Origin of the sequence: Variovorax sp. PBL-H6, assembly GCF_901827155.1 — a bacterium.
Classification (GTDB): domain Bacteria; phylum Pseudomonadota; class Gammaproteobacteria; order Burkholderiales; family Burkholderiaceae_C; genus Variovorax.
In genome coordinates, this window is record NZ_LR594659.1 from 4,777,382 (window position 1) to 4,790,000 (window position 12,619).

Below are 12,619 nucleotides of genomic sequence, written 5' to 3' on the forward strand. Positions count from 1 at the left end.
ACGAGGAGAAATGTCGATGAAAAGCAAGACCAGCGCTTCTTCCACCATCAGGCGCCGCGATGGCGACGAACAACTGCTGATCGACGACATCCGCCTGCTCGGACGCATTCTCGGCGACGTGATTCGCGAGCAGGAGGGCGACGAGGCCTTCGATCTGGTAGAGAAGATCCGCACGCTGTCGGTCTCGTTCCGGCGCGATGCCGATCACGCGGCCGACCGCGCGCTCAAGAGCCTCCTCAAGGCACTGAGCGCGGCCGAGACGGTGCGCGTGATCCGAGCCTTCACCTACTTCAGCCACTTGGCGAATCTGGCCGAGGACCGGCACCAGATACGTCGCCGCACCGAGACCGAGCGCACGGGCGAGAGTGCCGCCGGCAGCCTGGAGATGGCGCTCGCGCGGATTCGCAAGGCGGGCATCACGCCGGCAGCGGTGGTGGAGTCGCTGGCGCACAGCTATGTGTCACCGGTGCTCACCGCCCATCCGACCGAAGTGCAGCGCAAGAGCATCCTCGATGCCGAGCGTGCCATTGCGCAGTTGCTGACCGATCGCGACGACATCAAGTTGCGACAGCAGTGCTTCGCCGGCACCCGGGACATGCTGACGCCCGTCGCGCTGGCAGAGAACGAGCGCCGCATGCGCGCGCGCGTGCTCCAGCTCTGGCAGACGCGGCTCCTGCGCTTCTCCAAGCTCACCGTGGCCGACGAGATCGAGAACGCGCTGAGCTATTACGAGGCCACCTTCCTGCGCGAGATACCTCGCGTCTACGCCGACCTTGAAAAGGCCCTGGGCCGCAGCGACATCGCGCCTTTCCTGCGCATGGGCCAATGGATTGGCGGCGACCGCGACGGCAATCCCAATGTGACTGCCGAGAGCCTCGAGTACGCCATGCGCCGCCAGGCCGAGCTGGCGCTGCGCTACTACCTGACCGAAGTCCACTACCTCGGCGGCGAGCTGTCGTTGTCTGCCACGCTGGTGGATGTGTCGGTGGAGATGCAGGCGCTGGCCGAGGGCTCGCCCGACCAAAGCGAGCATCGCCAGGACGAGCCCTACCGCCGCGCGCTCACGGGCATCTACGCGCGCCTGGCAGCGACTTTGCGTGAGCTCAGTGGCGGCGAGGCCGCGCGCCACGCGGTCGCGCCGCAGAACCCTTACCACTGTGCCGAGGAGTTCCTGGCAGACCTGCGCACCATCGAGGAATCGCTGCTCGAGAAGCACGGCGCAGCCCTGGTCGGCCAGCGCCTCGGGCCGCTCATCCGCGCCGTCGAAGTGTTCGGGTTCCATCTCGCGACAGTGGATCTGCGCCAGAGCTCCGACAAGCACGAGGCCGTGGTTGCCGAACTGCTGGCCACGGCGCGCCTCGAACCAGACTATGCGGCGCTGGCCGAGGAAGCGAAGCAAACGTTGCTCTTGCGCCTCCTGGACGACGCGCGTCCCTTGCGCGTGCCGGACGCCAGCTACTCGCCGCTGGCGCAGAGCGAGCTTGCCATTTTCGCGGCCGCGCGCAAGGCCCGCACCCGCTACGGGGCGGCGGCGATCCGGCACTACATCATCAGCCACACCGAGACGGTGAGCGACCTGCTCGAGGCGCTGTTGCTGCAGAAGGAAGTAGGCCTGCTGCGCGGCACTCTGGGCACTGGCACGCCCACGATTGGCACCGATGTGTCTTCGCTGCCAGCCCAGGAGACGCACGCTGGCTTGGGGCGGCCCGTCGCCGCGCTCGGCAACGCCACGTGCGACCTGATCGTCGTGCCGCTGTTCGAGACGATCGAGGACCTGCGCAATGCCGCGCCCATCGTGCGCGCCTTCTACGCCCTGCCCGGCATCCAGGCCCTGGTCGCACGCTCTGGCGCCGAGCAGGATGTCATGCTGGGCTACAGCGACAGCAACAAGGACGGCGGCATCTTCACCAGCAACTGGGAGCTCTATCGCGCCGGGACTGCACTCGTCGCGCTTTTCGATGAACTCAACAAGAAGTCCGGGACCTCCATCCGCCTGCGCATGTTCCACGGCCGCGGCGGCACGGTCGGGCGCGGCGGCGGCCCGAGCTACCAAGCTATCCTGGCGCAGCCGCCCGGCACGGTGCGCGGCCAGATCCGCCTGACCGAACAGGGCGAAGTGATCGGCTCCAAATATGCCAATCGCGAGATCGGGCGGCGCAATCTCGAGACGCTGGTTGCCGCCACACTCGAGGCCACGCTGCTGCCAGCAGCGAAGGCGGCACCGGCTGCCTTCCTCGCCGCTGCCGACGAGCTCTCGGCAGCCAGCATGGCGGCGTACCGCGCGCTGGTCTACGAGACGCCCGGCTTCGCCGACTACTTCTTCAGCGCCACGCCAATTCGGGAAATCGCCGAGCTCAACATCGGTTCCCGGCCGGCCTCGCGCAATCCGAGCCGGCGGATCGAGGATCTGCGCGCCGTTCCCTGGAGCTTCAGCTGGGGACAGTGCCGGCTCACGCTGCCCGGCTGGTACGGATTCGGCTCGTCAATCGAGCAGTTCCTTGCTGCCGCCGGCAGCGCGACGGCGCGCAAGGAACGGCAGGCTCTGCTGCAGCGCATGGTGGCGCAGTGGCCCTTCTTCAGCACCTTGCTTTCGAACATGGACATGGTGCTGGCCAAGAGCGACCTCGCCCTAGCGACGCGATACGCCGAACTGGTGGAGGATCGCAAGTTGCGCCAGAAGGTGTTCTCGATGATCGAGGCCGAATGGCACCGCACCTCCGACGCGCTGGCGCTGATCACCGGCGCGAAGCAGCGGCTCGAAGGCAACGTCGAGATGCAGCGTTCAATTCGCCACCGCTTTCCCTATATCGACCCGCTGCATCACCTCCAGGTGGAACTGATGCGCCGCTGGCGCGCCGGCCAACAGGACGACGAGCGCCTGCAGCGAGGCATCCACATGTCGATCAACGGCGTGGCGGCGGGCCTGCGGAACACGGGTTGACCGAGCTGAAATCATCGGGTCGCCGCACAATGCGCGACTGACATGGACAGCCTAGACCTCCTCAAGACCTTCCGCGAAGTCGCCGCCTACGGCAGCTTCTCCCGTGCGGCAACCCGCCTCGACATGTCCAAGGCCACGGTGAGCAAGTACGTGGCGGAGCTTGAAAGCCGCTTCGGCGTGCGCCTGCTCAATCGCTCGACGCGTTCCGTCAGCCTCACGGACGCCGGCGCGCTGCTGCTCGAGCGCAGCAAGCCGGTGATGGAAATGGTGGAACTCACCCAGGCCGAACTGCAGGAGCATGCGAGCCAGCCGCGGGGCCGCCTGCGCATCTCGGCGCCGCACGGCATGGGACAGGGGGACCTGCCCAAGCTCCTGGCGCAGTTCATGGGCTACTACCCCGAGGTCAGACTGAGTCTGCACCTGAGCAACCGCCAGGTCGACATGGCCGAGGAAGCAACCGACCTGGCTCTGCGCGTCGGTCCCATCGAGGACGACAACCTCATCGTGCGCAAGCTGACACCGCTGAAGCTGGTGGTGTGCGCCTCGCCGCAATATTGGAAAAAGCACGGCACGCCGGCGCATCCGGCCGAACTGGCGCAGCACGAGACGCTGACGCACTCCCGCCTCGGCGTTCATCCGCAGTGGCGCTTCGAGGTCGACGGCAAGGCGCAGGACGTGGCGGTAAAGAGCCGCATGGACGCCTCAGAAGCCGGGCCGCTGATCGAGGCGGCCCTCATGGGCTTCGGCGTTCTCTATCTGCCGGCGTTGCTGGTCCAGACCCATATAGACCACGGCGAGCTGGTTCCCGTGCTGCAGGACTGTGTCCGCAACGACATGTGGCTGTCGGCCGCCTACCTGCAGCGGCGCCACAATAGCGCGGCCCTGCGCGCACTGCTGGATTTTCTGCAAACCCGCTTCGAGCAGAACTACGCCGCGGGCAAGCGCCGCACACCTTGAAGGTCGCCCGCGCCATTGGGTCGGGCGCTGCGCCTCGAGACCGGCCGCGAATGCACCCGCCGATCCGGCTACCGACCGATCATCTTGTCTAGAAAAGCGAGCCAGTGGTCGCGGGGCTGGCGGTGGCGCGCGATTGCATCATGGATCGACCTTGCGCCGACGCCAGCAGCACCTCCGGGCTCCCTGCCTTCACCAGCGCCCCCACGCGTACGCCCAGCAGGCGCAGCGGCCGCTCCAGCGGCACGCGCTTGAGGCAGCGTCCGGCAGCTTGCCGGATCGTTTTCGCATCCGAGGTGAACTGCTCGATGGTCTGATCGCGCGTCGCGATCTTGAAGTCGTCGTAGCGCAGCTTGATTCCGATGGTCTTGCCCACATAGCCCTTGCGTCGCAGGTCTTCCGCCACCTTGCAGCAAAGATGCGTGAAGATGGCGCTCAGCTCGTCCCGGTCGCGCACTGCGTGCAAGTCACGCTCGAAGGTAGTTTCGCGGCTCATCGACACCGGCTCGCTCTCGGTCACGACGGGCCGCTCGTCGCGCCCCCACGCCACCTCGTGCATCCAGGCGCCAGTGGCCTTTCCGAAATTCTCGATCAGCCAGTCGCGGTCACGCCCCGCGAGCTCGCCGATGGTGCGGATTCCGAAACGCTGAAGCTTCTCGTCGGCCTTTGGCCCAATGCCATTGACCTTCCGACAGGGTAGCGGCCAGATGCGCGTCTGCAGGTCATGGTCGTAGACAACCGAAATGCCATTCGGCTTCTCGAACTCGCTGGCCATTTTGGCCAGCAGCTTGTTGGGCGCGACGCCAATCGAGCAGGTGAGCCCTGTGGCCTCGAGGATCGATCGCTGGATCAGGCGGGCGAGCACCCGACCGCCCTCTCGCTGGCCTCCAGGTACTTCGGTGAAATCAATGTACACCTCATCGACGCCGCGGTCTTCCATCAGCGGCGCGATTTCGATGATGACGTTCTTGAACATACGCGAGTAACGACGGTACTCGTCGAAATCGACTGGCAGGATGATGGCCTGCGGGCACAACTTCGCCGCCTTCATCAGCCCCATCGCGGAACCGACGCCAAAGAGCCGCGCGGGATAAGTCGCGGTGGTGATCACGCCGCGGCCCGCATAGTCGCTGAGCAGCGGGAAGGCATGGACCGGGATATCCGCCAGAGTGCTGCCTTCCCGCAGTTCGCGGATGGCTTCATCCACCTTGCGCCGGCCACCTCCGATCACGACCGGGAGTCCCTTGAGCTGCGGATAGCGCAGCAGTTCCACCGAGGCGTAGAACGCGTCCATATCGAGGTGGGCAATGCGGCGGATGGGCGGGGCGGTCACGCGCTGGATTTTGAACGTTCCGCGGCGGGCACTGGTGCGCTGGGGGTATCGATGCCATCATCGGGCCCATGCACATCGTAGCCACCATGTTCTGGCGCCGCCTCGACCTGCCCGGCCATGATGCCTGCCGTCTCGAGAAGCACGGTGACGGATGGCAGCTCGACGGCGCCGCCGTGTTTCGTAGCGAGAATGGCCAGCCTGCTCGCCTGGATTACCGCGTGCATTGTGACAAGGCATGGCATGCGAAGTGGGGGCGTGTACGCGGTTGGATCGGCAGCCTCGCAGTGGACTTCGCGATCGCGCGCGCCGCCAATGGCGAATGGTCCATCAACGATCAGCCGGTGCCAGGCTTGGCCCACTGTACGGATTTGGACCTGGGCTTCACCCCTGCCACCAATCTGCTGCCTCTGCGCCGCCTGAACCTTCGCGTCGGCGAGAGTGCCCAGGCCCCGGCCGCCTGGCTCGACCTCGACGACGAAGGCCTGAGTGCGCTCGCGCAGCACTATGAACGCCGCAACGAGGCCGAGTACTGGTACCAGTCTCCCCGCTTTGACTACGAGGGGCTGCTACTGACCACGTCGGAGGGCTTCGTCACGCACTATCCGGCGCTCTGGGAGCCCGGGGGCTGAGTGTCCTGGCCTCAAGCACTTGGGTGGAGACGTCGGCCGCTCGCATGACCTCAGGCAACCGGCGAAGGCAATGCCTGGAGCCGGAGATGCACCCGTCGATTCGTCTCCCCCAACGCAACGACGACATGATCGAAGCGCCTGGCTCGTACTCGCAGCGCTTGCTGCGTCCTACAGGCGTGCGGCGTCGGTGCCATCTCGCGGGAGCTCATTGAAGAATGCACCCTTGCCTGCAATTTCTTTCAACCGCATGGCTGACGCTGCAAGTCCCCAACCTGTGCCTCTTACCAACGGGCTCGTCTACGTGGACGCCCGTATGCCAGGATTCACCCGTGTACGGCACGGGCGCAGCTTTCGTTATCGGGACGCCAAGGGCCATTGGTTGCGCGACATCAATGAGCTTTCGCGTATCAGGCAATTGGCAATTCCGCCCGCGTACACGGATGTCTGGATCTGTCCGTTGCCCAACGGCCATCTCCAGGCCACGGGGATTGATGCACGCGGCCGCAAACAGTACCGCTATCACGCCGAATGGCGCCTGCTGAAGGATGAGACCAAGTTCGAACGACTGGAATTGTTCGGGCGCGCGTTGCCGAGAATTCGCGCGCGAGTGGCCCGCGACCTTCGAGCAGCTGCGAAGGAATCTTCGCCGGGCCGCGCGGCGGTGCTGGCCACGTTAGTGCGCCTCCTTGACATCACCTTCCTTCGGGTTGGCAATGACGAATACGCAAACAGCAATCAATCTTATGGCCTCACGACCTTGCGCAACCGGCACGTGGATGTGCGCGGTACCTCGCTGAAGCTGCGCTTTCGGGGCAAGAGTGGCGTGCTGCATGAGGCCCAAGTCGATGATCCACGAGTAACGCGCGTGATTCGGAGTTGCCAACAGTTGCCCGGCCAAGAGCTGTTCCAGTTCCAGGGCCTCGACGGCGAAGCGCGCAGCGTGTCGTCCTCTGACGTCAACGAGTACTTGCGAGACGCTGCGGGAGACAATTTCACTGCGAAGGATTTCCGAACATGGCACGGAACAGTGCAAGCGCTTGAACTCACGCGCCTTGCTTGCAGTGGTGAACCAGCGGATCGCCCATCTCACGCGTCAGTGCCAAGGAGATTCTCGGTGCGGTAGCCCGACAACTCGGTAACACGCCCGCAGTTTGCAAGAAGGCCTATATTCATCCGGCTGTGCTGACGCTCGGCGCCAAACTTTCCACCGACTCCGGGGCAATGACCGAGATCTGGAAGGAACTCTCAGACGCGCCTCGAAGCGTGCACCGGCTTCATGCGGCGGAGGCACGATTGCTTGCGTTCTTACGGCGACACCGGCTGGAGGCTCGGCGCGCCCAGAAGGCCATCTCGGGGAGTCGAAGGCGCGGGCACTCGAGCCCCTCGAGGGGTAAGCAGCCAGTGCAGGCATGTTGATCTAAGACCCTCGTTCCGCATCGTGCGACACTACAACCCATGTTCAATGCAGCGTAGATCGACTCCCGCCACACTGAAGAGTGAGCGAGTGGGTTGGCGCCGAAGCAAATACTGACCCACTGCGCCGGAGTAAAGGTGACCCACCTGGGCGAGGATGACGGCCTTTTGGGCGCCGTCGATGTTGACCCAGGAGCAAGCAGTGGAGATACGAGTGATGGCCCGAAGAGGCGAGAGCGTCAGAGCGATCGCGAAGCAGTTGGACTGTTCGCGCAACACGGTGCGCCGGTATCTGAGAGACGAGACGGCACGGCGATACGGCCCGCGCGAAGCGCGGGCATGCAAGCTCGACGAGTACAAGGGCTATTTGCGTGAGCGTGTCGAGCAGGCCCGCCCGCGGTGGATTTCAGCCACCGTGCTCTTGCGCGAGATCCGCGAGCGCGGCTACGCCGGCGGCATCAGCCAGCTCAAGGCCTGGCTGGCGCCCTTGAAGAAGAGCGAGCCCGAGCCGCTGGTGCGCTTCGAGACCCCACCGGGCAAGCAGATGCAGGCCGACTTCACCTATGTCAGGCGAGGCCGCGATCCGCTGTTGGCGCTGGTGGTCACCATGGGCTACAGCCGCGCGAGCTTCGTGAAGTTCGTCGCGTGCTCCGGCGAAGACGCCGCCACGCTGTGCACGGGGTTGCGCGAGGCCTTCGACTATTTCGGCGAGGTGCCCGAGCATGTCCTGTTCGACAACACCAAGGCCGTGGTGATCGAACGCGACGCCTACGGCGAAGGCCTGCACCGCTGGAACGGCGAGTTGAGAGATCTCGCGGAGGCATGCGGCTTCACGCCCCGGCTGTGTCGCCCTTACCGGGCCAAGACCAAGGGCAAGGTCGAGCGATTTAATTCGCACCTGAAGGGCAGCTTCCTGGTCCCGCTGGCCGCGACGTTGGAAGCAAGCGGCCTGCGGCTCGATGCCAATCTGGCCAACCTGCACGTGCGTCGCTGGCTCGACGAGGTTGCCAACGCTCGCGTGCACGCCACCACCAAGGCCGTGCCCGCAGTGCGGCTGGCCGAAGAACGCGCGGTCATGCTGAGCGCGCCAGCGCTCAAGGCGCCGGCGCTCATACGTCAGCGCGTGGCCCTGCCGGTGGAGAGGTTGCAGCATCCGCTGTTGGTGTACGACGCCTTGCTGGAGGCTGCGTGATGAGCTTGTAACTTGACCGCATCGCTGAGCTGTGCGAACAACTCAAGTTCGCACGGCTGGGCAGCGCACTGGCGCAGGGCGCTGCGCGCGACGGAACCAGCTTCGCCGACTTCCTCGAGAAGGTCCTCGCCAGCGAGTTCGTGGCGCGAGAGGAGCGCAAGCGCGTGACCATGATGCGCCTGGCGACGATGCCCTCCGTTAAGACGCTGGAGCAGTTCGATCGGACCCAGGCAACTGGCGCGCCCAAGGCGCAGATCGTGGAGCTGGGCCACCTGGCATTCGTCGAGCGTGCCGAGAATGTGGTGCTGCTCGGGCCAAGCGGCGTCGGCAAGACCCATGTCGCCTTGGCACTGTGCCACCGTGCGGTGATGGCGGGACACAAGGCGCGCTTCATCACCGCGGCTGACCTCATGATGCAACTGGCAGCGGCCAAGGCGCAGAGCCGGCTGAAGGAATACTTCAACCGAGCCGTGCTCGGACCGAAGCTGTTGGTGATCGACGAGATCGGCTACCTGCCGTTCGGGCGGGACCAGGCCAACCTGTTCTTCAACGTGGCGGCCAAGCGCTACGAGCGAGGCTCGATGGTGCTTACGAGCAACCTGCCGTTCATGCAGTGGGCGAGCGCCTTCGCGGATGACCAGACGCTGACGGCGGCGATGCTGGACCGGCTGCTGCACCATGCCCACATTGTGCAGATCACGAGCGAGAGCTTCCGATTGAAAGACAAACGCAAGGCCGGCCAGGCGGCAAGGAGGGCCACGAGAGTGATCCGGGTGGGTCAGATTTACTTCGGCGACCATGCTGAAAGTGGGTCCGATTTTAATCGGCGTTGACAGGTATTGGGATGGTAGCGCGTGCGGGGGTTCTAAAAGCAAAAAGCCCAACCATTGCTGGTTGGGCTTTTTGTGGCTGTAAGAGCCTGACGATGACCTACTTTCACACGGGAACCCGCACTATCATCGGCGCTGAGGCGTTTCACTGTCCTGTTCGGGATGGGAAGGAGTGGGACCACCTCGCTATGGTCATCAGGCATAAAGGGGTGCTGTCTTGGTGTTGAGGTCAAGACGGCGAATTCATAGAGTTAAATCAGCTTGGTATTTGACTGCGTCACTTGGCATAAAACCTTGATCTGGGAGATCAAAGTTATAGGGTCAAGCCGCACGAGCAATTAGTATCGGTTAGCTTAACGCATTGCTGCGCTTCCACACCCGACCTATCAACGTCCTGGTCTAGAACGACTCTTAAGGGGGCTCAAGGCCCCGGCAGATCTCATCTTGAAACGAGTTTCCCGCTTAGATGCTTTCAGCGGTTATCTCTTCCACACTTAGCTACTCGGCAATGCCACTGGCGTGACAACCGATACACCAGAGGTGTGTCCACTCCGGTCCTCTCGTACTAGGAGCAGGCTTCCTCAAATCTGCAGCGCCCACGGAAGATAGGGACCAAACTGTCTCACGACGTTTTAAACCCAGCTCACGTACCTCTTTAAATGGCGAACAGCCATACCCTTGGGACCGGCTACAGCCCCAGGATGAGATGAGCCGACATCGAGGTGCCAAACACCGCCGTCGATATGAACTCTTGGGCGGTATCAGCCTGTTATCCCCAGAGTACCTTTTATCCGTTGAGCGATGGCCCTTCCATACAGAACCACCGGATCACTATGTCCTGCTTTCGCATCTGCTCGACTTGTCAGTCTCGCAGTTAAGCACGCTTATGCCATTGCACTATCGTCACGATGTCCGACCGTAACTAGCGTACCTTCGAACTCCTCCGTTACGCTTTGGGAGGAGACCGCCCCAGTCAAACTGCCTACCATGCACTGTCCCCAATCCAGATAATGGACCTAGGTTAGAACCTCAAACACACCAGGGTGGTATTTCAACGTTGGCTCCATGCGATCTAGCGACCACACTTCAAAGCCTCCCACCTATCCTACACAGATCTGTTCAAAGTCCAATACAAAGCTACAGTAAAGGTTCATGGGGTCTTTCCGTCTTTCCGCGGGGAGATTGCATCATCACAAACATTTCAACTTCGCTGAGTCTCAGGAGGAGACAGTGTGGCCATCGTTACGCCATTCGTGCAGGTCGGAACTTACCCGACAAGGAATTTCGCTACCTTAGGACCGTTATAGTTACGGCCGCCGTTTACTGGGACTTCAATCAAGAGCTTGCACCCCATCATTTAATCTTCCAGCACCGGGCAGGCGTCACACCCTATACGTCCACTTTCGTGTTTGCAGAGTGCTGTGTTTTTAATAAACAGTCGCAGCCACCGATTTTTTGCAACCCATTCATGCTCCGTTGTTCACTTCACACTATTAGGGCACACCTTCTTCCGAAGTTACGGTGTCAATTTGCCGAGTTCCTTCTCCTGAGTTCTCTCAAGCGCCTTAGAATACTCATCTCGCGCACCAGTGTCGGTTTGCGGTACGGTCGTGTGCAGCTGAAGCTTAGTGGCTTTTCCTGGAACCTCGTTCAGTCACTTCACCAGCAAGCTGGCTCGATCGTTGGCCTCGGTATATGTGCGCCGGATTTGCCTAACGCACGCCTACTTCCAACTAAACCGGGATATCCAACACCCGGATGACCTATTAAGATCCGTCCCCACATCGCACTACACATCGGTACAGGAATATTGACCTGTTTCCCATCAGCTACGCATCTCTGCCTCGCCTTAGGGGCCGACTCACTCTACGCCGATGAACGTTGCGTAGAAAACCTTGCGCTTACGGCGAGGGGGCTTTTCACCCCCTTTAACGCTACTCATGTCAGCATTCGCACTTCTGATACCTCCAGCACGCTTTACAACGCACCTTCACAGGCTTACAGAACGCTCTCCTACCACGCACAGTAAACTGTGCATCCGCAGCTTCGGTAACTGGCTTAGCCCCGTTACATCTTCCGCGCAGGACGACTCGATCAGTGAGCTATTACGCTTTCTTTAAATGATGGCTGCTTCTAAGCCAACATCCTGACTGTTTTAGCCTTCCCACTTCGTTTCCCACTTAGCCAATTTTAGGGACCTTAGCTGGCGGTCTGGGTTGTTTCCCTCTTGAGTCCGGACGTTAGCACCCGGTGCTCTGTCTCCCAAGCTGTACTCGTCGGTATTCGGAGTTTGCCTTGGTTTGGTAAGTCGCCATGACCCCCTAGCCAAAACAGTGCTCTACCCCCGACGGTAATACTTGAGGCACTACCTAAATAGTTTTCGGAGAGAACCAGCTATTTCCAAGTTTGTTTAGCCTTTCACCCCTATCCACAGCTCATCCGCTAGTTTTGCAACACTAGTCGGTTCGGACCTCCAGTACCTGTTACGGCACCTTCATCCTGGCCATGGATAGATCACTTGGTTTCGGGTCTACACCCAGCGACTAGACGCCCTATTCGGACTCGATTTCTCTACGGCTTCCCTATTCGGTTAACCTTGCCACTGAATGTAAGTCGCTGACCCATTATACAAAAGGTACGCCGTCACCCTTGCGGGCTCCGACTTTTTGTAAGCATGCGGTTTCAGGATCTATTTCACTCCCCTCCCGGGGTTCTTTTCGCCTTTCCCTCACGGTACTAGTTCACTATCGGTCGATGATGAGTATTTAGCCTTGGAGGATGGTCCCCCCATCTTCAGACAGGATTTCTCGTGTCCCGCCCTACTTTTCGTCAGCTCAGTACCACACAAATCTTTTCACGTACGGGGCTGTCACCCACTATGGCCGGCCTTTCCAAGCCGTTCCGTTAAGTCTTGTGCTATCACTAACAGGCTCTTCCGATTTCGCTCGCCACTACTTTCGGAATCTCGGTTGATGTCTTTTCCTCGAGCTACTGAGATGTTTCAGTTCACCCGGTTCGCCTCGTTACCCTATGTATTCAGATAACGATACCTTTCGGTGGGTTTCCCCATTCGGAAATCTCCGGATCAAAGCTAATTTGCCAGCTCCCCGAAGCTTATCGCAGGCTATCACGTCCTTCGTCGCCTATCATCGCCAAGGCATCCACCACATGCTCTTATTCACTTGACCCTATAACTTTGACATTTCTTCACAGAAATTAAAGCCAATCAAGGAATACGCCAGGTCTTTCACCTGACGCGTTATGCCGTCTTTAATTCGAATTGCTTCGAAGTAAAGTTCATTTGACGCAATCAAAAATTCTTGTTGC

6 protein-coding genes, 2 rRNA genes and 1 pseudogene are annotated in these 12,619 nt (G+C 61.4%); 6 read left to right on the plus strand and 3 right to left on the minus strand.

The features are described 5' to 3' along the window. Positions 1 to 16 precede the first annotated feature (16 nt). Together ppc and G3W89_RS22640 are read left to right on the plus strand one after the other, a co-directional pair. Positions 17 to 2,941, plus strand: a complete 2,925-nt coding sequence (ppc, locus tag G3W89_RS22635) for a phosphoenolpyruvate carboxylase (protein ID WP_162576274.1) — start codon at positions 17 to 19, stop codon at positions 2,939 to 2,941. Between the two features lie 42 nt (positions 2,942 to 2,983). Then, positions 2,984 to 3,898, plus strand: coding sequence for a LysR family transcriptional regulator (locus G3W89_RS22640; RefSeq protein ID WP_162576275.1), 915 nt, complete (start codon positions 2,984 to 2,986; stop codon positions 3,896 to 3,898). Between the two features lie 88 nt (positions 3,899 to 3,986). On the opposite strand, the gene G3W89_RS22645 is transcribed toward G3W89_RS22640, so the two are convergent. After that, the gene (locus G3W89_RS22645; RefSeq protein ID WP_162577610.1) at positions 3,987 to 5,189 is read right to left on the minus strand and encodes a Y-family DNA polymerase; all 1,203 of its coding nucleotides are present in this window, start codon (positions 5,187 to 5,189) and stop codon (positions 3,987 to 3,989) included. A 107-nt stretch (positions 5,190 to 5,296) separates the two neighbouring features. Between G3W89_RS22645 and G3W89_RS22650 the strand changes: the two genes are divergently transcribed. The 4 genes and pseudogenes from G3W89_RS22650 (at position 5,297) to istB (ending at position 9,295) form a co-directional block, all read left to right on the plus strand. Next, complete coding sequence (locus G3W89_RS22650; protein ID WP_162576276.1) at positions 5,297 to 5,857, plus strand: putative glycolipid-binding domain-containing protein; 561 nt, start codon at positions 5,297 to 5,299, stop codon at positions 5,855 to 5,857. A gap of 247 nt (positions 5,858 to 6,104) precedes the next feature. Continuing rightward, positions 6,105 to 7,273, plus strand: a pseudogene (locus G3W89_RS22655) (DNA topoisomerase IB). 178 nt (positions 7,274 to 7,451) lie between these two features. Next, the gene (istA, locus tag G3W89_RS22660) at positions 7,452 to 8,462 is read left to right on the plus strand and encodes an IS21 family transposase (protein ID WP_162576277.1); all 1,011 of its coding nucleotides are present in this window, start codon (positions 7,452 to 7,454) and stop codon (positions 8,460 to 8,462) included. Positions 8,463 to 8,482: 20 nt separating this feature from the next. After that, positions 8,483 to 9,295, plus strand: coding sequence for an IS21-like element helper ATPase IstB (gene istB, locus G3W89_RS22665; RefSeq protein WP_232076848.1), 813 nt, complete (start codon positions 8,483 to 8,485; stop codon positions 9,293 to 9,295). Between the two features lie 84 nt (positions 9,296 to 9,379). On the opposite strand, the gene rrf is transcribed toward istB, so the two are convergent. Beyond that, positions 9,380 to 9,492 (minus strand): 5S ribosomal RNA (rrf, locus tag G3W89_RS22670). Positions 9,493 to 9,609: 117 nt separating this feature from the next. After that, positions 9,610 to 12,480: ribosomal RNA gene (locus G3W89_RS22675) — 23S ribosomal RNA — on the minus strand. Between the last annotated feature and the right edge of the window lie 139 nt (positions 12,481 to 12,619).

Coding starts and splice junctions, on each gene's coding strand:
- ppc (WP_162576274.1), top strand. CDS start 17: ATGAAAAGCAAGACCAGCGCTTCTTCCACCATCAGGCGCCGCGATGGC.
- G3W89_RS22640 (WP_162576275.1), top strand. CDS start 2,984: ATGGACAGCCTAGACCTCCTCAAGACCTTCCGCGAAGTCGCCGCCTAC.
- G3W89_RS22645 (WP_162577610.1), bottom strand. CDS start 5,189: ATGGACGCGTTCTACGCCTCGGTGGAACTGCTGCGCTATCCGCAGCTC.
- G3W89_RS22650 (WP_162576276.1), top strand. CDS start 5,297: ATGCACATCGTAGCCACCATGTTCTGGCGCCGCCTCGACCTGCCCGGC.
- istA (WP_162576277.1), top strand. CDS start 7,452: ATGTTGACCCAGGAGCAAGCAGTGGAGATACGAGTGATGGCCCGAAGA.